Annotated in this window: 18 protein-coding genes; 4 read left to right on the top strand and 14 right to left on the bottom strand. The window is 72.0% G+C overall.

Going from position 1 to position 20,852, the window contains the following annotated elements; translation table 11 throughout:
- Positions 1-14 precede the first annotated feature (14 nt).
- From hemA to bchF, 14 genes are all read right to left on the bottom strand, one after another.
- A complete protein-coding gene (hemA, locus tag ACX9MN_RS15940; RefSeq protein WP_020095261.1) occupies positions 15-1,232 on the bottom strand; it encodes a 5-aminolevulinate synthase in 1,218 nt (405 codons plus the stop codon).
- Positions 1,233-1,344: 112 nt separating this feature from the next.
- A complete protein-coding gene (puhE, locus tag ACX9MN_RS15935; protein WP_489724891.1) occupies positions 1,345-2,139 on the bottom strand; it encodes a putative photosynthetic complex assembly protein PuhE in 795 nt (264 codons plus the stop codon).
- A 1-nt stretch (position 2,140) separates the two neighbouring features.
- On the bottom strand, positions 2,141-3,229 hold the full coding sequence (gene acsF / locus ACX9MN_RS15930) for a magnesium-protoporphyrin IX monomethyl ester (oxidative) cyclase (RefSeq protein ID WP_020095259.1): 1,089 nt from the start codon (positions 3,227-3,229) through the stop codon (positions 2,141-2,143).
- The gene (locus ACX9MN_RS15925) at positions 3,226-3,522 is read right to left on the bottom strand and encodes a hypothetical protein (RefSeq protein ID WP_010686350.1); all 297 of its coding nucleotides are present in this window, start codon (positions 3,520-3,522) and stop codon (positions 3,226-3,228) included. Before ACX9MN_RS15925 ends, acsF begins: the two co-directional genes overlap by 4 nt.
- On the bottom strand, positions 3,522-4,016 hold the full coding sequence (gene puhC, locus ACX9MN_RS15920) for a photosynthetic complex assembly protein PuhC (protein WP_091682490.1): 495 nt from the start codon (positions 4,014-4,016) through the stop codon (positions 3,522-3,524). The genes ACX9MN_RS15925 and puhC overlap by 1 nt, the downstream gene beginning before the upstream one ends.
- An 11-nt stretch (positions 4,017-4,027) precedes the next feature.
- Positions 4,028-4,678, bottom strand: a complete 651-nt coding sequence (gene puhB / locus ACX9MN_RS15915; protein WP_020095256.1) for a photosynthetic complex putative assembly protein PuhB — start codon at positions 4,676-4,678, stop codon at positions 4,028-4,030.
- Positions 4,675-5,454: a photosynthetic reaction center subunit H gene (gene puhA / locus ACX9MN_RS15910; RefSeq protein ID WP_020095255.1), complete on the bottom strand. Its 780-nt coding sequence runs from the start codon at positions 5,452-5,454 to the stop codon at positions 4,675-4,677. Before puhA ends, puhB begins: the two co-directional genes overlap by 4 nt.
- 18 nt (positions 5,455-5,472) lie before the next feature.
- Complete coding sequence (locus ACX9MN_RS15905) at positions 5,473-6,900, bottom strand: BCD family MFS transporter (protein ID WP_020095254.1); 1,428 nt, start codon at positions 6,898-6,900, stop codon at positions 5,473-5,475.
- A complete protein-coding gene (gene bchM / locus ACX9MN_RS15900; protein ID WP_020095253.1) occupies positions 6,897-7,646 on the bottom strand; it encodes a magnesium protoporphyrin IX methyltransferase in 750 nt (249 codons plus the stop codon). The genes ACX9MN_RS15905 and bchM overlap by 4 nt, the downstream gene beginning before the upstream one ends.
- A 16-nt stretch (positions 7,647-7,662) precedes the next feature.
- Complete coding sequence (bchL, locus tag ACX9MN_RS15895; RefSeq protein WP_091926007.1) at positions 7,663-8,556, bottom strand: ferredoxin:protochlorophyllide reductase (ATP-dependent) iron-sulfur ATP-binding protein; 894 nt, start codon at positions 8,554-8,556, stop codon at positions 7,663-7,665.
- Positions 8,553-12,257: a magnesium chelatase subunit H gene (locus ACX9MN_RS15890; RefSeq protein WP_489724890.1), complete on the bottom strand. Its 3,705-nt coding sequence runs from the start codon at positions 12,255-12,257 to the stop codon at positions 8,553-8,555. Before ACX9MN_RS15890 ends, bchL begins: the two co-directional genes overlap by 4 nt.
- Positions 12,232-13,824 carry a ferredoxin:protochlorophyllide reductase (ATP-dependent) subunit B gene (bchB, locus tag ACX9MN_RS15885; protein WP_100252030.1) on the bottom strand — a complete coding sequence of 531 codons (1,593 nt, stop codon included), beginning with the start codon at positions 13,822-13,824 and terminating at the stop codon, positions 12,232-12,234. Before bchB ends, ACX9MN_RS15890 begins: the two co-directional genes overlap by 26 nt.
- 4 nt (positions 13,825-13,828) lie before the next feature.
- Entirely contained in the window at positions 13,829-15,103 is a 1,275-nt protein-coding gene (locus ACX9MN_RS15880; RefSeq protein ID WP_489724889.1) for a ferredoxin:protochlorophyllide reductase (ATP-dependent) subunit N, read from the bottom strand.
- Complete coding sequence (bchF, locus tag ACX9MN_RS15875; RefSeq protein ID WP_489724888.1) at positions 15,100-15,606, bottom strand: 2-vinyl bacteriochlorophyllide hydratase; 507 nt, start codon at positions 15,604-15,606, stop codon at positions 15,100-15,102. The genes ACX9MN_RS15880 and bchF overlap by 4 nt, the downstream gene beginning before the upstream one ends.
- A 317-nt stretch (positions 15,607-15,923) precedes the next feature.
- On the opposite strand from bchF, the gene ACX9MN_RS15870 reads away from it, so the two are divergent.
- The 4 genes from ACX9MN_RS15870 to ACX9MN_RS15855 all read left to right on the top strand — a co-directional run bounded on the left by ACX9MN_RS15870 (position 15,924) and on the right by ACX9MN_RS15855 (position 20,850).
- Positions 15,924-16,814 (top strand): cobalamin B12-binding domain-containing protein, encoded by an 891-nt coding sequence (locus ACX9MN_RS15870; protein ID WP_091925998.1) that lies wholly within the window; start codon positions 15,924-15,926, stop codon positions 16,812-16,814.
- A gap of 29 nt (positions 16,815-16,843) precedes the next feature.
- Positions 16,844-18,289 carry a transcriptional regulator PpsR gene (gene ppsR / locus ACX9MN_RS15865; RefSeq protein WP_020095246.1) on the top strand — a complete coding sequence of 482 codons (1,446 nt, stop codon included), beginning with the start codon at positions 16,844-16,846 and terminating at the stop codon, positions 18,287-18,289.
- Between the two features lie 345 nt (positions 18,290-18,634).
- Positions 18,635-19,519: a chlorophyll synthase ChlG gene (gene chlG, locus ACX9MN_RS15860; RefSeq protein ID WP_091682495.1), complete on the top strand. Its 885-nt coding sequence runs from the start codon at positions 18,635-18,637 to the stop codon at positions 19,517-19,519.
- Positions 19,519-20,850 carry a BCD family MFS transporter gene (locus ACX9MN_RS15855; RefSeq protein ID WP_091682497.1) on the top strand — a complete coding sequence of 444 codons (1,332 nt, stop codon included), beginning with the start codon at positions 19,519-19,521 and terminating at the stop codon, positions 20,848-20,850. Before chlG ends, ACX9MN_RS15855 begins: the two co-directional genes overlap by 1 nt.
- Positions 20,851-20,852: the final 2 nt, after the last annotated feature.

Genomic DNA, 20,852 nt, shown 5'->3' with positions numbered 1-20,852 from the left:
ACCCCCGCCCGCGCTTACTCCGCCGCCTTCTGCCGGAGCCCGATCCGGCCCCAGATCGTGGTGAGCGCCTCGACCAGATGGGCGATGTCGGCGTCGGTGTGCAGCGGCGACGGGGTGATCCGCAGGCGCTCGGTGCCGCGGGCGACCGTCGGGTAGTTGATCGGCTGCACGTAGATGCCGAACTCGTCGAGCAGGGTGTCGGAGATCCCCTTGCAGAGCACCGGATCGCAGACCATCACCGGTACGATGTGGCTGTCGTTCGGCATGGTCGGGATGTCGGCGGCCTCCAGCGCCTGCCGGACCTTCGCCACCCGCTCCTGATGCCGGGCCCGCTCGACGCCGCTCTCCTTGAGGTGGCGGATCGACGCCGCCGCGCCCGCCGCGACGGCCGGCGGCAGCGAGGTGGTGAAGATGAAGCCCGACGCGAAGCTGCGCACGAAGTCGCAGAGCTTCTCGGAGGCCGTGATGTAGCCGCCGTGCACCGCGAAGGCCTTGCCGAGCGTGCCCTCGATCACGTCGAGCCGGTGGGCGACGCCGTCCCGCTCCGAGATGCCGCCGCCGCGGGCGCCGTAGAGGCCGACCGCGTGGACCTCGTCCAGGTAGGTCAGCGCGCCGTGGGCCTCGGCCACGTCGCAGATCTCGGCGATCGGCGCGATGTCGCCGTCCATCGAGTAGACCGACTCGAAGGCCACCAGCTTCGGCCGGGCGGGATCGACCAGCGCGAGCTTGCGGTTCAGGTCCTCCGGGTCGTTGTGGCGGAAGATGTGGCGCTCGGCCCGCGAGAACCGGATCCCCTCGATCATCGAGGCGTGGTTCTCGGAATCGGAGAAGACCGCGCAGTTCGGCAGGCGCGACGCGAGGGTCCCCAGCGCCGCCCAGTTCGACACGTAGCCGGAGGTGAACAGCAGGGCCGCCTCCTTGCCGTGGAGGTCGGCGAGCTCGCGCTCCAGCAGCACGTGGTAGTGGTTGGTGCCCGAGATGTTCCGGGTGCCGCCGGCGCCCGCGCCGCAGCGGTCGATCGCCTCGTGCATCGCCCCGGTGACGGTCGGGTGCTGGCCCATGCCGAGATAGTCGTTGGAGCACCAGACCGTCACGGGCCGGGTGCCGGCCGCGTGGTGGTGGGTGGCGTGCGGGAAGTTGCCCGCGTGGCGCTCGAGGTCGGTGAAGACCCGGTAGCGGCCCTCGCGGTGGAGCCCGGCGATCTCAGCCCCGAAGAAGGTCTCGTAATCCATGTCGCCTCTCCCCGAACAAATCCTGCGGGTTGATCCCGCCTGTGACACCGGACTTCGCACAAGACCAGTTCCAGATTGGTGGACGTGCGTCGCCCGCTCGTGATCCCTCGGCCTACACGTGGTCCGGCGGCCCGGCCGCTTCCCCGGGCGCCCGGGCCGGCAGGCTCCAGCGCCACAGCTCCGCCGAGGGCAGCGGCAGCATCAGGAACCAGTGCTCCAGGGTGGCGAGCGCGGTAAGCGTCGCCAGGACCGTGAAGCCGATCAGCTCGTGCTCCAGCAGGTCGGCGCCGAGCGCCGCGCGCCCGAGCAGGGCCGCCGCGATGGTCCCGAGGCTCACCGAGATCGGGAACAGCAGGTTCATCGGCTTCCGGGACAGGTAGCAGGCGAGGTAGCCGAGATGGTCCGGCAGGAACTCGGCGTGGAGGTTGCGCACCCCCAGGAACAGGTTGAGCCGCGCCGACAGGTTCATCACCACCAGCGTGCCGTAGGTCCACAGGGCGAAGCGGTTGGGGCTGCCCCAGACCAGCGCCAGGATCGCGAGGCCGCCGACCACGATGGCGAATTCGTGCCACAGGCTGGTGGCGAGCGCGGCGAAGAACCGGTCGAGCCCGCGCACGCTCGGCGCGCAGGCGACGGGCCGCGGGCCCGACAGGAAGCCCATGTAGTAGCTCATCTCCTGCCAGCCCCAGACGACGAGCGCCGCCGTGAAGGCCGTGTAGGCCCCCGTGGCGCTCGTGTCGGCGGCGCTGGACCGGATCGCCACCAGGGCGCCGGCGAGCAGCAGAGTCGCCCCGGCCATGCTCCACGGATGCGTCCGCCGCGGGGCGTGATCGAGCAGCAGGATCAGCCCGGTGGAGAACCACCAGAGCAGGACCGCGTACAGGACCGGGGCGGCGTAGGTCCCCATGCTACCAGACCGGCTGGAGGCGGATATCGGCCGGCAGGGCGTTGGCCTTGACGGGCAGGAGATAGAGCCGCGCGAAGGTCACGGCCGCGCGCGCGGCGTGGAGGCCCTGCAGGGCCTTGCCGACGAGGCCGCCCCGCGCCTTGGCGTCGGCGATCGCCCGGGAGCAGGCGAGCAGCCGGTCGAGGCCCGCCTTGAACTTCGGATTGTCGATATCGAGTTCCAGCGGGAAGGTCTGGCGGGAGATCTCCGAGGTGATCCGGAAGACCTTGAAGTCGTAGTCGCTGGGATCGACGCCGAGCGCCGCGTGGAAGGCCGGGCGGTGATGGTCGCGCACGTACATCGTGGCGAAGACGGCGAGCAGGAAGAACCGGATCCAGTAGCGGTTCACGCCGCTCGTCAGCTTCGGGTTGGCGCGCATCAGCAGCGCGAAGGCCTCGCCGTGGCGGAACTCGTCGTTGCACCACAGCTCGAACCACTTGAAGATCGGGTGGATCCGACGCTCCGGGTGCCGCTCCAGCTCGCGGAAGATCGTGATGTAGCGGGCGTAGCCGATCTTCTCGGACAGGTAGGTGGCGTAGAAGATGAACTTCGGCCGGAAGAACGTGTACTTCTTGGACTTGGTGAGGAAGCCCAGGTCCACGCCGATGCCGAAATCCTTGAGCGTGTCGTTGATGAAGCCGGCGTGGCGGGCTTCATCCCGGCTCATGAAGCCGAACAGCTCCTTGATGTCCTTGTTCTTCGCGCGCTTGCGCATCTCGGCGTAGAGGACGCAGCCGGAGAACTCCGCCGTGATGGACGACACGAGGAAGTCCAAAAACTCCTTCCGCAGCTCCGGCTCCATCTTCGACAGGTCGCAGTCGAATTCCTCGTTGCGGGTGAAGTGGCGCTTGTTCGGGTCCGAGCGCAGCTCGGCGATCAGGATGTCCCAGTCGCGCCGCACCGGCTCGACGTTCGTGCGGTCGAGCTCGTCGAAATCGGTCGTGTAGAAGCGCGGGCTGAGGAAGGTCGTCTCCTGTGCCGAACGGGTCGATTCATTGATCGGCGTCTTCGGGACGGGCTGGCCGGAGGGTGGCGGGACGGGTGCGTTCACAGCTTCCTCCTCTCGGAAAAGCTGACCTCGTAGAGTTCGGTCAGCTCGAGATGCGCGATGAGCTTGGTCCAGGCCCGCTCCAGCGCGCCGGCCCGCGTCACGGTGGCGGTGCGCCGCACGGTGAGGCGCTCGCCGTAGGGCACCGAGGTCGGCGCGTCGTGGACCTGAACCGCGTCGCCGGGCTCGATCTCGAAGCCGGCATCGAGGGTCACGTGCGCGTGCAGACTCTCGGGCGTCTGCTCGATCTCCACCGTGCAGGGCACGGTGACGGTGCGGCTGCCGAACAGGCCCATCACCGCGTCTCCGCGGCGGGGGCGCCCGGCGCGGGCATCAGCCGCGCGAAGGCCCCGGCATTGGTCGGCCCGAAGGCCTCCAGGGGCACCCGGCGGCCGGTGGCCTCGTCGGCCAGCGCAAGGCGGCCGTCGTCGTAGCGGGTCAGGCTGAAGGGCTTCTCGGGGCCGAGGCCCTCCCGCTGGCGGGCCTGGGCGAGGCCCCGCAGGGTCCCGCGCAGGAACCCGTCCTCGCCGGGACGGATCCAGGCGACGATGTGCCGGTCGGCGACGTCCCGCAGGGCGATCGAGCCGTCGACCTGATCCTCGGCGCGGAACTCGAGGCGCTCCACCACCTTGGCGGGCGGCAGGGCGACGAGGCCGACCTTCTCGCTCCGGCCGATCAGGACCGCCAGCATGGTGAAGCCCATCAGCGCGCCGGCGCCGATCATCAGCAGCGCCGGTGCCGGTCCCGCGACCGCCATGGCCCGGCCGGCGCCCTCCGCCCGCTCGCCCATCGTGCCCCTCCCTATTCGGCCGCGACGAGGCGGCCGGGATTCTCGTCCGCTCGGCCGAGACGCGCCACCCGAACCGGCGGCGCGGTGCCGTCGGCATGGGCCTCGAGGGCGCGTGCCAGCAGCGCCGCCGCGGCGTCCGCGTCCGGCACCGAGCGCAGCATGGGCTCGGTCCGGGCGAGATGCCAGGGCCGGACATGCGGCCAGATGTGAAGGTAGGCGATCCGGAGGCCCGGCCGCAACCGCAGCGGCAGGTCGCCGCTGCCATCCGTGAAGGCCCGCAGGGCCGCCGTCTCGATCTGCGCGAAGGGCAGGTTGTGGGTCACCGGCAGGGCGATGCCGGCCTGCAGCACGACGCGGCGGTTGGTCACCGTGTAGAGCGTCGTCCGGTGAGTGAGCCAGGCGAGCAGCCAGAGCAGCGCGACGGCGCCGGCGCCGATCACCAGGGTCGGCGCCACCACCTTGATCGCCGCCGCGGGCGAGCCCGCCGCGAGGCCGAAGGCCACGGCGCAGACCGAGAACCACGCGATCACCAAGCGGGCGTGGAACACCCGGACCAGCAGGCCCGCGGTCGTCGGCGCACCCTGCCAGAGGATGCGCTCGCCCGCCGGCAGCGGGCCGGGCAGACCCCGCAGGGTGCCCTCGGGGAGGAAGTCGCCGCTCATATCAGGGGCTCCGCCCGGGCCGGCGTCGCGTAGAGCGTGCCGGCGCCGAAATACGAGATGATCCGCTCCTCCTCGAGGAAGGTCACGCTGTCGGGGTCGCGGGTGCTGGGGATGTCGGCGAACTGGCTCGCGAGCAGAGCCTCGGTCGTCACCGTCTTGGTGAAGCCGCCGGCCCGGCAGAACGTTGTCGGCATCAGCCGGCGCCCGCCCGTCGGGAGCTCGACTTCGTAGTAGCGGATCAGCGACTCGCCGCGGTCGACCCAGACGTCGCTGATCACGCCCGCGACCGCGTTGTCGGTGCCGAACACCGTCATGCCGATCGGGTTCGGGCCGTCCTCGTGGATGACGAAGTTCTTCGCCACCCGCAGGGGCACGATGCGGATCTCGTCGTCCCAGGTCCGGTCGTGCACGTCGTGCCGCAGCACCCAGGAGCCCGGGCCGACGCCGGCCTGGAGCGACGTCTCCGTGCGCTCGTAGGGGGCGCCCGGCCAGGGTTCGACCTTGCGGGCCGGGATCCCGGTCTCGATGTCGTCCCGGCCATGAACCGCCTGCGGCGCGTAGGTCGTCTCGCCGCCCGGCAGATGGAACGCCTTGGACCGGGGGATCAGGATCGGGTCGTCCGCCTTGCGGCGGCCGACCGTCTCGTTCTCCAGCGGGTAGCCCTCGCGCCGGTCCTCCCGGCGCAGCCAGAAGACCAGCCCCGCGAAGAAGAGGAAGAACGCGTAGAGTACGACCTGGGCGACGTCGACGTAACCCGTAAGTGCGCCGGTTGGCATGGCTGTCCTCCCCAAGTCTCAGGCTGTGCGGCCGGCGAGGCCGTCGGTGATGCTGTCTCGAACTCGTATCCGGGCGTCCTCGCGCACCAGCGGTCCGAGCGCGAGCAGCGCGGCGAACAGCAGGGCGATCTCGATGTGGTAGACGATGAGGTAGCCGATGGCGGGCTCGTTCATGCCCTCGCCGAGCACCCCCGACTGGGCGATGGCGCCGCCGACGTCGCGCACGAGGCCGCTCGCCGCGATCGACAGCCCGGCCGCGGTCGCCTGCACGGCGCCCCAGGCACCGAGGGCGAGCCCGGTATCCTCGGGGCCGGCGCGGTTCATCGAGGCGGTGAGCGTGCCGTGGGCGAACAGGCCGCCGCCGAGGCCGATCAGGCTCACGCCCGCGGCGAACAGGTCGGCCGAGGCGAGCGGGGCGGCGAAGACCACCGCCGAGAAGGCCAGGATCCCGATCCCGACGCCCACCGCGGAGACGCGGAACGGGTCGCCCCCGCGCCCGAGCCAGCGCGCCGCGACCAGCAGGCCGAGCCCGCCTCCGGCGGCCAGCAGCGCGGTCAGCGCCGTGGTGGCCGCCACCGAGAGGTGCAGGATCTGACCGCCGTAGGGTTCGAGCAGGATGTCCTGCATCGAGAAGCCCGCCGTGCCGAGGCCGATCGCCACGAGGCGTCGCCGGGCGGTGCCCTGCCCCGCATAGGCCTGCCAGGAGGACCGGAAGTCGCGCTGCGGTGCCGTCCGCGTCCGGTTCGGATCGCGGGGCTCCTGCTTCCAGAGGGCGAACCCGTTGAGGATGATCGTGACCAGCGCCGCGCCCTGGATCACCTGGATCAGCCGGACGGGTGAGAAATGGGCGAGGAACAGGCCGAACAGCACCGCGCTCGCCATCATGCCGAACAGGAGCGCCGCGCAGAGCAGCGCCACCACCTTCGGGCGCGCGTGCGCCGGGGCGAGGTCGGTGGCGAGCGCCAGCCCGACGGTCTGGGTCGTGTGCAGGCCCGCGCCGACCAGCAGGAAGGCGAGCGCCGCCGCGAGGTTGCCGACCCAGAGCGGCCCGGTCGTGTCGCCCGACAGGATCAGCAGGGCGAACGGCATGATCGCGAGGCCGCCGAACTGGAGCAGCGTGCCGAACCAGATGTAGGGGACGCGCCGCCAGCCCAGCACCGAGCGGTGGGTGTCCGAGCGGAAGCCGACCAGCGCCCGCAGGGGCGCGAAGACCAGCGGCAGCGCCAGCATCATCGCGACGATCCAGGCCGGAACGCCGAGCTCGACGATCATCACCCGGTTGAGGGTGCCGATCAGCAGCACCGCGGCCATGCCGACGGTGACCTGGAACAGGGCGAGGCGGAGCAGCCGTCCCAGCGGCAGCTCGGCGGTGGCGGCGTCCGCGAAGGGAAGCAGCGCCGGGCCGAGGCGCATCAGGGCCTCGGTGAGCTTGCGGGCGGGGGTCATGGTCGCGCCCCGGGTGTCATTGGCCGACCATCCGCGCGGTGAGGCAGGGCGCGCGTCAGCGCCACCGCGTTCGACAGGTAGAATCCGCTGTTGATCCGGTGCGACCGCGCCCAGGCGAAGCCGTCGAGGGCCCTTTCCGAGGCGATCCGCCGCCGCAGCCCGCCCTCGGTCACCGGCACGATGGCGGGCGAGCGATCGCCGCGCGGGAAGAACTTTCCGGCCGCGTGCATCACCGTCAGGAGCGCCGTGCGCGGCGCTACGGTGAACAGCACCGAGCCGTCCGTGCGCGCGCCCAGCACCGCCAGCGCCCGGGCGATGTCGGCGGCGCGGTAGTGGATCAGCGAATCCATCGCCACGACGTGGTCGAACCGGCCGAGTGCCGGATCGAGCATGTCGCCCACCCGGAAGTCGATGCGCCCCGCGCCCGCGATCGCCGGCAGCCGCTCCTGCGCCAGCCCGATCAGCGTCGGCGAGACGTCGATCGCCACCACCTCGGCGCCCCGCCGCGCCGCCTCGACGCTGAGCGCGCCGGTGCCGCAGCCGGCATCGAGCAGGCGTGAGCCCGTCATGTCGGCCGGCAGCCAGGAGAGCAGCGTCGCCCGCATGGCGTCGCGCCCGGCCCGCACGGTGGCGCGGATCCGGCTCACCGGGGCGTCCGAGGTCAGGCGCGACCACGCCTCGACCGCGGTGCGGTCGAAGTAGGTGGTCAGCTCGCCCCGGCGGGCGTCGTAGCTGGCGCTGGCCATCGGTCGAACTCCAGACTCAATCGAAACCGAGGAACTCGAACAGGTCGCGGTCCTTCATGGGGATCGCCTCGCAGGGCTCGCCCCCGGCCCAGAGCGTCTCGGCGAGCCGCATGTACTCGGCGGTCACGGCGTCGAGCTCGGGCGAGGACTCCATCTCGAACAGGGTCGACTTCTTGAGCCGCGAGCGCCGGACCACGTCGAGGTCGGGGAAGTGGGCGAGGCGCTTCAGGCCGACCGCGTCGTTGAACCGGTCGATCTCGTCGGTCTTGGCCGAGCGGTTGGCGATGACGCCGCCGAGCCGCACGCCGTAGTTCTTCGACTTGGCGTGGATTGCCGCGACGATCCGGTTCATCGCGAAGATCGAGTCGAAGTCGTTGGCGGTGACGATCAGTGCCCGGTCGGCGTGCTGGAGCGGCGAGGCGAAGCCGCCGCAGACCACGTCGCCCAGCACGTCGAAGACGACGACGTCGGTGTCCTCCAGGAGGTGGTGCTCCTTGAGGAGCTTCACGGTCTGGCCGACCACGTAGCCGCCGCAGCCGGTGCCGGCGGGCGGGCCGCCGGCCTCGACGCACATGACGCCGTTGTAGCCCTCGACCACGAAATCCTCGACCCGCAGCTCCTCCGAGTGGAAGTTCACCGCCTCCAGGGCGTCGATCACCGTGGGGGCGAGGCGCTTGGTCAGCGTGAAGGTCGAGTCGTGCTTCGGGTCGCAGCCGATCTGCAGCACCCGCTTGCCGAGCTTCGAGAAGGCCACCGACAGGTTCGACGAGGTGGTCGACTTGCCGATCCCGCCCTTGCCGTAGACCGCGAAGACCTTGGCGGTCTCGATCTTCAGGTCGGGGTCGAGGGCGACCTGAAGGCTCCCCTCCTCCTTCCGGGCGACGACGGGATTGCGGATCGCGATGTTCATGCGGCCACTCCTGCGGTGACGCCTTCCAGGCGGTCCTCCAGCTCCTCCTCGGCCCGGTCGAGGGCGTCGCGCATCTCTGCGTCGGGGGTCCAGAAGCCGCGGCGGTGCGCCTCGATCAGCCTTTGGGCGACCTTGGCGGAGGCGGTGGGGTTCAAGGCGGCCATGCGCTCGCGCATGTCCTTGTCGAGGACGTAGGTCTCGGTGATCCGCTCGTAGATCCAGGGCTGGACCGCGTTGGCGGTGGCCGACCAGCCGACCGTGTTGGTGAGATGCGTCTCGATCTGGCGGACGCCCTCGTAGCCGTGGCCGAGCAGGCCCTCGTACCATTTCGGGTTGAGCATCCGGGTGCGCGTCTCCAGCGCCACCTGCTCCTCCAGGGAGCGGACGCGCCCCTCCCCGCGGGTCTGGTCGCTGATGTAGATCGGCACCGACTCGCCCTTGGCCCGGGCCACCGCCCGGCCCATGCCGCCGAGCCCGTCGAAGTAATGATCGACGGAGGTGACGCCGACCTCGACCGAGTCGAGGTTCTGGTAGGCCATGTCGACGGAGGCCAGCACCGCCTGCATCAGGGCGCGCTGCGGCGCCGGGCGGCCGGTGCGGCCATACGCAAAACTCTTGCGGCGCGAGAAGGTCTCGCACAGTTCCGCGTCGTCGTCCCAGTTCCCCGAATCGACGAGGTGGTTGACGTTGGCCCCGTAGGCGCCCTCGGCGTTGGAGAAGACCCGGAGCGCCGCCGTCTCCAGGTCGCAGCCCTGCTCGGCCTGGATGGCGAGGGCGTGCTTGCGGACGTAGTTCTGCTCCAGGGGCTCGTCGGCGGTGGCGGCGAGGTACGAGGCTTCTGCCAGGAGCTTCGTCTGCAGGGGCAGGAGATCGCGGAAGATGCCGGACAGGGTGACCACCGCGTCGATCCGCGGGCGGCCGAGGGTCTCCAGCGGGATCAACTCGGCGCCGCTCAAGCGGCCGTAGCCGTCGAAGCGGGGTGCCGCGCCGATCAGCGCGAGCGCCTGGGCGATCGGGCCGCCCTCGCTCTTGAGGTTGTCGGTGCCCCACAGGACTAGCGCGACGCTCTCCGGGCAGGGCTTTCCGTCGGCGGCGAAGCGCTCGAGGATCCGGGCGACCTGCCGGGCGCCGTCCGCCACCGCGAAGGCCGAGGGCAGGCGGTAGGGGTCGAAGCCGTGGAGGTTGCGGCCGGTCGGCAGCACGGCCGGGTTGCGCAGGATGTCGCCGCCCGCCACCGGCGGCACGAAGCGGCCGTCGAGCGCCCGCAGCAGCGCCGGAACTTCATGGTCGCGGGACAGCAGCAGGTCGGTCTCGGCGAGGTTCTTGAGTGTCTCGCGGTTGGTCTCGTCGGCGGAGAGGCCGGAAGCCTTGAGCGCCGCCTCGATCCCCTGCCCGGCCACCAGGGCCTCGATCCCGGCCCGCTCCGGCTTCACGCCGTGCGCCGACTCGGCGAGCGCCAGGAGCAGATCGACCCGCTCCTCTTCCGGCGTACCCTGCCCGACCACGTGCAACCCGTGCGGGATCAGGGTCTGCTCCAGCTCCTGCAGCGCGGTCCAGAGGCCGGAGACCCGCGCCTCCAGATCGCCGCTCCAGCCCGGATCGGCCGCCACGAGGTCGACCGCCGCGCCCTGATCCTGGATCAGGCGGGCAAGGGTCTCGCGCTCGCCCGCCGCCTCGGGGCCGAGGCCGCGCCAGCGCTCGATCGAGCTCTTCAGGTCGATCAGCCCACGGTAGAGCCCGGCAGCCGCGAGGCTCGGGGTGAGGTAGCTCACCAGCGTCGCGGCCGAGCGGCGCTTGGCGAGCGTCCCTTCCGAGGGGTTGTTGGCCGCGTAGAGGTAGACGTTGGGCAGCGCCCCGATCAGCCGCTCCGGCCAGCAGGATTCGGACAGGCCAGTCTGCTTGCCGGGCATGAATTCGAGGGCGCCGTGGGTGCCGAAATGCAGCACGGCGTCGGCAGAAAAATCCTCGCGCAGGTAGCGGTAGAAGGCCGAGAACGCGTGGGTCGGCGCGAAGCCGCGCTCGAACAGCAGCCGCATCGGATCGCCCTCGTAGCCGAAGGCCGGCTGGACCCCGACGAAGACGTTGCCGAACTGCGCGCCGAGGACAAAGATCTCGGCGCCGTTGGTCTGGTGGCGGCCGGGCGCCGGGCCCCACTGGGCCTCGATCTCGGCGAGGTAGGGCTCGCGGCGCAGGTGATCCTCGGCCGGGATGCGGGCGTGGACGTTGGCCTGGGTGCCGTAGCGTTTGGTATTGCCCTCCAAGATCGCCGCGCGCAGGGCATCGACGTCTTCCGGGATCTCGACCGTGTAGCCGTCCGCCGCCAAGCCCTTCAGGGTGTTGAGCAGCGAGGCGTAGACCGACAGGAACGCCGCCGTGCCGGTGGCGCCGGCATTGGGCGGGAAGTTGAACAGAACCACGGCGAGCTTCCGCTCGGCCCTCGCGGTCCGGCGGAGAGAGACCAGACGTGCGACCCGCTCGGCGAGGCGGGCCGCCCGCTCGGGATGGACCCGCATGTCCCGGGCGTTGTCGCTGCCGGAAGCGGAGGACCGTCCGCCGAACACCATCGGGGCGGTGGCGCCGTCGAGTTCGGGGATCGCGACCATCATGGTCGCCTCGACCGGCGACAGGCCGCGGTCGCCCGCCTCCCACTGCTCCAGGGTCTGAAATTCCAGTGCCTGGGCGGCGAGGTAGGGCACGTCGAGGCGGGCCAGCATCGACTCGGCGGCGGCGGCGTCGTTGTAGGCGGGGCCGCCGACCAGGGAGAAGCCGGTGAGCGAGACCAGCGCGTCGATGCAGGTGCGCCCGTCCTTCATGAAGAAGGAATCCACCGCTGGGCGGTTGTCGAGGCCGCTGGCGAAGGCCGGCACGACGTCGAGGCCCTGCGCCTCAAGGGCGGCGATCACCCCGTCGTAATGGGCGGTGTTGCCGGCGAGCACGTAGCTGCGCATCACCAAGAGGCCGACGCGGCCCTTCGCGCCCGCGAGGCGGGGCAGCCGCGACGGGTCGGCGCCGATCCGGCCGGGCAGCCGCGGGTGGTAGAGGCCAGTCTCGGGGTAGTCGAGGGGTGCGGGCGCCGCCGGGCCGTCACGCCAGGCGGCCCGCTCGCCGGCCGCGTAGCGGTGCACGAGGAAGCGCACCAGCGCGGCGACGTTCTCGTCCGAGCCCGCGAGCCAGTATTGCAGGGTCAGGAAATAGGCGCGCACGTCCTGGGCCGAGCCCGGGATGAAGCGCAGGATCTTCGGCAGCTTGCGCACCAGGGCCATCTGCCGTCCGGCATTGCCCTGCTGGCCCGGCTTGCCGCGCAGCTTCTTGAGGAAGTCGAGGGCGCTGCGCTTGGTGCCGCTCATGTCGAAGCGGCCGAGCTTCGTGGTCTTCACCACCTCGCCGGCCGAGAGGCAGCCGACCATCGCGTCGCAGGCGTCGCGCCGCGCCGCCAGCGCCGGCAGGATCGCCCGCACGTGCTCGTCCATGAACAGCATGGCCGAGAGCACGATGTCGGCCTGCGCGATGTCGGCCCGGCAGGCCTCCAGGGTCGCGGGGTCGTTGTCCCATTCGGCCGCCGCGTGGAAGCCCAGAACCAGCCCGGGCATCTCGGTCCGGAGGCGCAGGCGCGCCCGTTCCACCGCGCTCGCCAAGTGATTGTCGAGCGTGACGATGACGATGCGGATCGGCGGCCTATCGACCGAAATGCGCTTTGGCATCGTAGAGGGTCTCGACGGTGATGAGCGGCAGATGCCGCTCCCGGGCGAAGGTCTCGGTGTTGGTGCGCGCCTTGCCCCGCACGAAGAACGGGATCTTCTTGAGTTCCTTCTCGGCCTCGGGCGACCACGCTGCGGCCCGGTCCAGAAGAATCGGAACGGGCGCCGGCGTCGGAGGGGTGTCGGCCGGCGCCCGTTCCGCGGCCTCGAACGCCCCGTCCGCCGGAGTCCCGTAGGACTTGCCGCCGAGATGCGAGGGGCCGACGCCGTCGTGGAATTCGGGATCCTCCCGGAACATGCCGAGGAGGTGCTCTTCGAGGCCCATCATCAGCGGATGGACCAGGGTGTCGAACAGGACGTTGGCGCCCTCGAACCCCATCTGCGGGGCGTAGCGGGCCGGGAAGTCCTGGACGTGCACCGGCGCGGAGATCACCGCGCAGGGGATGCCGAGCCGCTTCGCGACGTGGCGCTCCATCTGGGTACCGAGCACCAGTTCCGGCGCGGCCGCGCGGATCGCCGCCTCGACGTCGAGGTAATCGTCGGTGATCAGCGCCTCGATGCCGTGCTCGGCCGCCTCGGCGCGAACCTCGCGGGCGAATTCGCGGCCGTAGGTGCCCAGTCCCACGACGGTGAAGCCGAGTTCCTTGGCGGCGACCCGGGCGATACCGATGGCGTGGGTCGCGTCGCCGAACACGAAGACGCGCTTGGCCGTGAGATACGTCGAATCGACCGAGCGGGAGTACCAGGGCAGCCGCGAGCCGGGGCCGTCGAGCACCGGTGCCGGGTCGATCCCGGCGAGGCTCGCAACCTCCTCGACGAACCGGCGGGTGCCGCCGACGCCGATCGGGACGGTCTGCGTGAACGGCTGCCCGAAACTCTTCTTCAGGTAGTCCGCGGCCGACCGGGCGGTCTCGGGGTAGAGCACGACGTTGAAATCGGCCTCCCGGAGCCGGCCGAGATCGGCTGGCGTGGCCCCCAGCGGCGCCACGACATTCACGGCGATGCCGAGCGAATCGAGCAGCCGGCGGATCTCGATCAGGTCGTCCCGGTGGCGGAAGCCCAGCGCCGTCGGTCCCAGGATGTTGCAGAGCGGACGCTGCCCGGGTTCCCGCGCCGGATGCGGGGCGGGCGGACCGGCGAGCGCCCGGACGAGGCGGTAGAAGGTCTCCGACGCGCCCCAGTTCTCCTTCTTCTGGTAGGCGGGCAATTCCAGCGGGATCACCGGGATCGGCAGGTCGAGGGCCTTGGCGAGGCCGCCCGGATCGTCCTGAATCAGCTCGGCGGTGCAGGAGGCGCCGACGATCATCGCCTGGGGCTGAAACCGCGCGTGGGCGGCCGAGACCGCCTGCTTGAACAGCTCGGCGGTGTCGCGGCCGAGATCCTGGGCGCGGAAGGTCGTGTAGGTGACGGGCGGGCGGGCGTCCCGCCGCTCGATCATCGTGAACAGCAGGTCGGCGTAGGTGTCGCCCTGCGGCGCGTGCAGCACGTAGTGCAGCCCGGACATCGCCGTGGCGACGCGCATCGCGCCGATGTGAGGAGGTCCCTCGTAGGTCCAGAGCGTGAGCTGCATGGCGCTACACCTCCAGCAGGGCGCGGCGGCGGAGCGGGCGCACGAACAGCTCCGCGAGGTCGCCGGCCTGCTCGTAGCCCTGCACGGGCGTGAACAGCAGCTCGATCGACCACTTGGTCGACAGCCCCTCCGCCTCCAGCGGATTGGCGAGGCCGAGGCCGCAGATCGTCAGATCCGGCCGTTCCGCCCGGCAGCGGTCCATCTGGTCGTCGAGGCTCTGGCCCTCCGTCACCCGCGTGCCCGCGGGCAGCAGCTCGATCTCGGCGGCGAGATGCCCCCGGTGCAGGTACGGCGTCCCGACCTCCACGAGGTCCGCGCCGAGTTCCCGGGCGAGGAAGCGGGCGAGCGGAACCTCCAGCTGCGAATCGGGGAAGAAGAACACGCGCTTGCCGCCGAGCCTCTCGCGGTGGGGGGCGAGCGCGGTCTCGGCGCGGGCGCGGCCCGCTTCCGTGGCCTGTTCGAAGGCGGCCTCGGAGATGCCAAACGCCTCGGCGGCTGCTCGAAGCCAGCCGGTGGTGCCTTCGGCGCCCAGAGGGAACGGCGCGGGCAGCCGGCGGGCGCCGCGCTCGTCGAGGGCCCGGGCCGTGTCGGTCAGGAAGGGCTGGGCCAGCAGATAGCAGGTGTTGCGCCCAACAGCCGGCATCGCGTTCGCCCGGCGGGCGGGCAGGAACCGGACATCCGCGATCCCCATCGCGGCGAAGAGCCGGAGAAACTGATCCTCCACCACGTCGGCCAGCGCCCCGACCACGAGGAGCGAAGGGACCGCCGTCTCGGCCTCGCGGGGCAGGTCGGGCACGAGGGCGGCGAGGCAGGCATCCTCCCCTTGCGTGAAGGTCGTCTCGATGCCGGAACCCGAGTAGTTCAGCACCCGTACGGGGGCGAGCCGTCCCGACAGGCGCTGGGCCGCCCGGGACAGGTCGAGCTTGATCACTTCCGACGGGCATGAGCCCACGAGGAACAGGAGCTTGATGTCCGGCCGGCGCTCGATCAGCCGGGTCACCACCCGGTCGAGCTCCTCGTTGGCGTCGGCGAGGCCGGCGAGGTCGCGCTCGTCGATGATCGCCGTGGCGAAGCGCGGCTCGGCGAAGATCATCACGCCGGCGGCGGACTGGATCAGGTGCGCGCAGGTGCGCGAGCCGACCACCAGGAAGAAGGCATCCTGGATCTTCCGGTGCAGCCAGACGATGCCGGTCAGCCCGCAGAACACGGCCCGCTGACCCAGCTCCTGGCGGAGCTCGATGCCGCCGCAGGGTGGCTGATGAACCAAGGGAGCGTTCACGGCAGCGCCTCCGCGAGGCGCGGCGCGTGACTTCCGGCACTCTCCATGCGCGCGGCCCGGAGCTTCAGGAGGAACTGGGCCGCGTTGATCACGTAGGTCGCGTAGGCCGCCAGCGCGAGGAGCAGCAGCGCCTGACCCCTGAGCGCGCCCGTGGCGAGGGCCGCGAGGTAGGCGGTGTGGAGAGCCAGCACCAGCATGCTGACCACGTCCTCCCAGAAGAAGGCAGGCGCGAAGAGCCACCGCCCGAACACGACCTTCTCCCAGATCGAGCCGGTGACCATGATCGCGTAGAGGGCCAGGGTCTTCACGACGACCGAGATCTCGGCCGCGCGCAGGCCGTCGTCGGTGGCCAGGGCGCGCAGCACCAGGACGAGGCTCACCAAGAAGATCGCGAACTGGAGGGGCGCCAGTACTCCCTGGACCACGGTCCAGAGCGACGAATCGCGCCGGCGCCGTTCGGCGGGCGTGTAGAGCGGTCGTGCCGGCCGGTCCTCGGGACCCATGCATCCGCTCCCTGGTCGTCGGCGGCGCCTCAGGCTCCGTCGTTGACAGAGGCTAGGGCGGGGGTCCGGGAAGTGTCAAGTGCGCTTGACGCTTTCACGACATGACAGTGGCAGGGATATTTTTTCTTCGAATAAGATCATTGCCAAGATCGTCAGGAAGCGTATCGTCGGCCGTGGCGGCAGAGATTGCTGCCGTTCGGCTTGTCAGACTCAGGAACTGACGGACACGAAGAATAGACGGGCGAGCAACGCCACACCGAACGCGCGAGCGGATCCGCCGGCCCTTCCGGGACGGGGCCGTCTCAGGGAGGATGCCGATGGGAAACTGGAGGCATTTCGGTGGCCGTCTGGATCACGGTCCGTCCGCGGCCGGCTGCAGCCCCGTGAGCGACGGGCTCCCCGTGTTCCGCGACGCGGCCCTCGGCTGGCCCGACCTGCACCGGCCCGTGCCCGACGCGCTCGCCAAGGTCGTCGAGGCGGAGATCCTGCCCCGCCTGATGCTCGCCCACCGGCCCGCCGGCCGCGCCGTCCCGGCGGACCGGGCGCCGAGCGCGCGGGAGATCGCCGACTTCAGCGCCCTGCTCCTGGCCTCCGGCCCGGTCGACCTCGACGCCCGCGTGGACGCCCTGCGCGACGGCGGCCTGCCGCTCCCGCGCCTGCTCCTCGACCTGCTCGCCCCGGCCGCCCGGCACCTCGGCGCCCTCTGGGAGGAGGATGCCTGCGACTTCCTGGCGGTGACCGAGGCCCTCGGGCGGCTCCACACCGTGAGCCGCCGCCTCTGCGCCGAGCTGGAGAGCGAATCGGTCCCGGCCAACGGGCGCAGCGTCCTGCTGCTGCCCTGCCCGGGCGAGACCCACGTCTTCGGCCTGTCGCTGGTCGCGAGCTTCTTCCGGGAGGCCGGCTGGGACGTGACCACCGCGGTGCCCGGGCCGGGGGTCGACCCCCTGGACCTGCTCCGGTCCGACTGGTTCGACGTGGTCGGCCTGTCGCTCTCCTGCGACGTCCTGCTGCCGGTCCTGACGGCGACGGTGGCGGAGGTGCGCCGCGATTCGCGCAACCGGGACGTCCGGGTGCTGGTCGGCGGCCCCTTCTTCGCGCGCCACGGCGGCGAGGCGGGGATCGTCGGGGCGGATGCCTGCGCGTCGGACGCGTGCCTCGCGCCCGCCGCAGCCGAAGCTTTGCTGGACAGACAGGCACTGGCCTGCTGAAAGGGCCTCAAACCGACTTTCACATTGCGGTGACCGTGACCCCTCAGCCCCGCCCCTCCCCGCAGTCGCCGCCCGCGGCCCTGCAGCAGGTGGCCGGCCTCCTCCAGGGTGAGGCGGTCGGGCGCATCGTCGCGGCGTCCGCGGACCTCTCCCTGGTGATCGACGCGGACGGGGTGATTCGGGACGCCACGGTCGGCGCCGACCTCGCGGCCGAGACCGTGGCGGGCTGGCTGGGCCGGCGCTGGATCGACACCGTCACGGTGGAGAGCCGCCCGAAGGTCGACGCCCTGCTGCGGGACGCCGGGGCCGACGGCATCACCCGCTGGCGCCAGGTGAACCACCCCTCGCCCGACGGCGCCGACCTGCCGATCCGCTACGCGTCGATCCGGCCCTCGGAGGGCGGCCCGATCCTCGTGCTCGGGCGCGACATGCGGGCGGTGGCCGCCCTGCAGCGCCGGCTGGTGGAGACCCAGCAGGCCCTGGAGCGGGACTACGACCGGCTCCGCGCCGCCGAGACCCGCTACCGGCTCCTGTTCCAGATCTCCGGCGAGCCGGTGCTGGTGGTCGATGCCGGCACGCGCCGGGTGGCCGAGGCCAACCCGGCCGCGGCGCGCCTCCTCGGGCGCCCGGCCAAGCGCATCGCCGGGCAGGACGCCGTCGAGCTGTTCGACCCCGCCAGCACCCGGGCCCTGGAGGCGCAGTTCGCCGCCCTGCGGGCGACCGGGCAGGCGGGCGAGATCCGGGCGGCGCTGCAGCACGGGCGCGGGGAGGTCACGGTCTCGGCCTCGCTGTTCCGGGGCGAGGGCGGCGCGAGCGCGCTGCTGCAGCTGGTCGCCGACCCGGCGACGGCGGCGCCCGGGCCCGACCAGGAGGCGCCCACCGCCGCGGTGATCGAGGCGATGCCGGAGGGCTTCGTGGTCACCGATTCGGCGCGGCGGATCCTCATGGCCAACGCCGCCTTCCTGGAGCTGGCGCAGCTCGCCACGGTGGGCCAGGCCCGCGGGCGCACCCTCGACCACTGGCTCGGCCGCGACGAGACCGAGGCGCAGGCGCTGTTCGCGACCCTCGTCGACCACGGCGCCGTGCGCCGCTTCGCCACCGTCGTCCGCGGCGCCTACGGCGGCATGGAGGACGTGGAGGTCGCCGCCGTGTCGGTGGCCGGCGCCCGCCCCTGCCTGGGCTTCGCCATCCGGTCGGGCCCGCGGCGGATCGCCGAAGGGCGCCCCGGGGTCGGGCGGGAGGTGCCCCGCTCGGTGGAGCAGATGACCGAGCTGGTCGGCCGGGTCTCGATGAAGACCCTGGTGCGCGAGACGACCGACCTGATCGAGAAGCTCTGCATCGAGGCGGCCCTGCGGATCACCCGGGACAACCGGGCCTCGGCGGCCGAGATGCTCGGCCTGAGCCGGCAGGGCCTCTACGCCAAGATGCGGCGCTACGGCGTCGGCGACCTGGACGGCCCGGTCGAGGACATCTGAGGATCCGGGCGCGGCCTCCGGGCGCGGCGGGACCCGTCCCATCCAATTCCGTTCCATCCTTTCCCATCCCCCGAAGGTGCGCGCGGCGGGGCCCGCCGGGCCCCCTCGGATCTCGGCACCGAAGGCCTCGAAGATCCCAGAATCGTCCTCGCGGACGGGGGTCGCCGGGAGCGCCCGGGGCGCCGGAAAGCGCCCGCGCGGGCGGTCCCGCCGGCACGGTTTTTCGGTGTTCCGGATAATGTATTTCTGGTCCGCCGCTGTATTTATTCGACAAACGTCGCGCACATGCTGGCGCGCGGTGTAAATCTGGCTTGACACCCCGCCGGGCGCCGGTAGCCTCCCGTCATGACCGCTACGCCCGCCCCGAGCGCAGTCATCGAGCTGCTGAAGCCGCTCACGTGGTTCGCGCCGATGTGGGCCTTCGCCTGCGGGGTGATCTCCTCGGGCCAGCCGGCCAGCGGCCAGTGGCCGGTGATCGCCGCCGGCATCCTGCTGGCCGGCCCGCTGGTCTGCGCCACTAGCCAGGCCGCCAACGACTGGTTCGACCGCCACGTCGACGCGATCAACGAGCCGAACCGGCCGATCCCCTCCGGGCGGATCCCGGGCCGCTGGGGGCTCTACCTCGCGCTTGCCTGGACGGCGCTGTCGCTGGCGGTGGCCGCCGCGCTCGGGCCCTGGATCCTCGGGGCCGCGCTGTTCGGGCTGGTCCTGGCCTGGATCTATTCGGCGCCGCCGGTGCGGCTGAAGCGGAACGGCTGGTGGGGCAACGCCGCGGTGGCGCTCTGCTACGAGGGGCTGCCCTGGTTCACCGGCGCCGCCGTCATGGCCGCCGCCCTGCCCGACCGGCGGGTGCTCCTGGTGGCGCTGCTCTACGCGGCCGGGGCCCACGGCATCATGACCCTCAACGACTTCAAGTCCGTGGAGGGCGACCGCCGGATGGGGCTGCTGTCGCTGCCGGTGCAGATGGGCTCCGAGCGCGCCGCGCGCTTCGCCTGCCTGGTCATGGCCCTGCCGCAGGTGGCGGTGATCGCGCTCCTCGTCGGCTGGGAGCGCTACTGGCACGCCGGCCTCGTCGCCGCGCTGCTCGCCGGGCAGTTCGCCCTGATGGCCCGGTTCCTCGAGAATCCCCGGGAGCGGGCGATCTGGTACAACGGCACCGGCACCACCCTCTACGTCCTCGGCATGCTGGTCTCGGCCTTCGCGCTGCGCCCGCTGGTGGGAGGGGCGTGATGGCACCGGACCCCGGCACGGGCCTCGGCTGGCCCCAGATCGTCCGCCTCGGCCTCGTCCAGACCGCGCTGGGCAGCGTTGTCGTGCTGATGACCGCCACCCTCAACCGGGTCATGGTGGTGGAATTGGCGCTGCCCGCCCTCGTGCCGGGCCTGCTGGTCGCCCTGCACTACGCCGTGCAGGTCCTGCGCCCGCGCTGGGGCTACGGCTCCGACCGCAGCGGCCGGCGCACCCCCTGGATCGTCGGCGGCATGGCGGCCCTCTGCCTCGGCGGCTTCGGCGCCGCCTGCGGCACCGCGCTGGCGGCCGAGAGCCTCGCCCTGGGGCTGGCGCTCGCCGCCCTCTCGTTCCTGTGCGTCGGCATGGGCGTCGGCGCGGCCGGGACCTCGCTCCTCGTCCTGCTCTCGGGCGGCGTCGCGCCGGCCCGGCGGGGCGCGGCCGCCACCGTCGTCTGGGTGATGATGATCGTCGGCTTCGCCGTCACGGCGCCGCTCGCCGGGCACTTCCTCGACCCGTTCTCCGGCCCGCGCCTCGTGGCGGTGTCGGGCACGGTCTCGCTCGTCGCCTTCTGCGTGGCGGCGCTCGCGGTCGCCGGCGTCGAGCGCCGCCTGCCGGTCCGGGCGCCCGAGCCCGCGGAGGCGCGCCGCCCGTTCTTCACCGTGCTGGCCCACGTGCTGGCCGACCCCGTGAGCCGGACCTTCACGATCTTCGTCTTCGTGTCGATGCTGGCCTACAGCGCCCAGGAGCTGATCCTGGAGCCCTATGCCGGCCTCGTCTTCGCGATGAGCCCCGGCGCCACCACCAAGCTCGCCGGCCTCCAGCACGGCGGCGTGCTCGCCGGCATGCTGCTGGTGGCGGCGGTGACGCTCCTCGCCCGCGGCACCGTCCTCGCCTCCCTGCGGCTCTGGATCGGGATCGGCTGCGCCGGCTCGGCCGCCGCCCTCTTCGCCCTGGCGAGCGGCGCGGCGGCGGGATCGGACTTCCCCCTGCGCGCGACGGTCTTCGCCCTCGGGGTGGCCAACGGCGCCTACGCGGTCGCCGCCATCGGCTCGATGATGGCGCTCGCCGGCCGCGGCGACGCGCGGGAGCGCGGCACCCGCATGGGCGTCTGGGGCGCCGCGCAGGGCGTGGCCTTCGGGGCCGGCGGCTTCCTCGGGGCCGTGGCGGTCGACGCCGTCCGGCTGGTCACCGCCGAACCCGTCCAGGCCTACGCGGCGGTCTTCGCCGCGGAAGGGCTGCTGTTCCTCGTCGCGGTCGTCCTGGCGGCGCGGCTCGAACCCGCTCCGGCACCCGACACGGTGCCGCTCGATCCTGCCTTCAGCGCGAGGTGAGG

Source organism: Methylobacterium sp. 1A (assembly GCF_058072805.1).
Note: the sequence above shows the minus strand (reverse complement) of the source record. Positions and strands in the feature narration are given on the sequence as shown.

Coding starts and splice junctions, on each gene's coding strand:
- bchF (WP_489724888.1), bottom strand. CDS start 15,606: ATGGGTCCCGAGGACCGGCCGGCACGACCGCTCTACACGCCCGCCGAA.
- bchB (WP_100252030.1), bottom strand. CDS start 13,824: ATGCAGCTCACGCTCTGGACCTACGAGGGACCTCCTCACATCGGCGCG.
- puhB (WP_020095256.1), bottom strand. CDS start 4,678: ATGAGCGGCGACTTCCTCCCCGAGGGCACCCTGCGGGGTCTGCCCGGC.
- ACX9MN_RS15870 (WP_091925998.1), top strand. CDS start 15,924: ATGGGAAACTGGAGGCATTTCGGTGGCCGTCTGGATCACGGTCCGTCC.
- bchM (WP_020095253.1), bottom strand. CDS start 7,646: ATGGCCAGCGCCAGCTACGACGCCCGCCGGGGCGAGCTGACCACCTAC.
- ACX9MN_RS15925 (WP_010686350.1), bottom strand. CDS start 3,522: ATGGGCCTGTTCGGCAGCCGCACCGTCACCGTGCCCTGCACGGTGGAG.
- bchL (WP_091926007.1), bottom strand. CDS start 8,556: ATGAACATCGCGATCCGCAATCCCGTCGTCGCCCGGAAGGAGGAGGGG.
- puhC (WP_091682490.1), bottom strand. CDS start 4,016: ATGGGCGAGCGGGCGGAGGGCGCCGGCCGGGCCATGGCGGTCGCGGGA.
- puhA (WP_020095255.1), bottom strand. CDS start 5,454: ATGCCAACCGGCGCACTTACGGGTTACGTCGACGTCGCCCAGGTCGTA.
- ACX9MN_RS15890 (WP_489724890.1), bottom strand. CDS start 12,257: ATGCCAAAGCGCATTTCGGTCGATAGGCCGCCGATCCGCATCGTCATC.
- puhE (WP_489724891.1), bottom strand. CDS start 2,139: ATGGGGACCTACGCCGCCCCGGTCCTGTACGCGGTCCTGCTCTGGTGG.
- chlG (WP_091682495.1), top strand. CDS start 18,635: ATGACCGCTACGCCCGCCCCGAGCGCAGTCATCGAGCTGCTGAAGCCG.
- ACX9MN_RS15855 (WP_091682497.1), top strand. CDS start 19,519: ATGGCACCGGACCCCGGCACGGGCCTCGGCTGGCCCCAGATCGTCCGC.
- hemA (WP_020095261.1), bottom strand. CDS start 1,232: ATGGATTACGAGACCTTCTTCGGGGCTGAGATCGCCGGGCTCCACCGC.
- ACX9MN_RS15905 (WP_020095254.1), bottom strand. CDS start 6,900: ATGACCCCCGCCCGCAAGCTCACCGAGGCCCTGATGCGCCTCGGCCCG.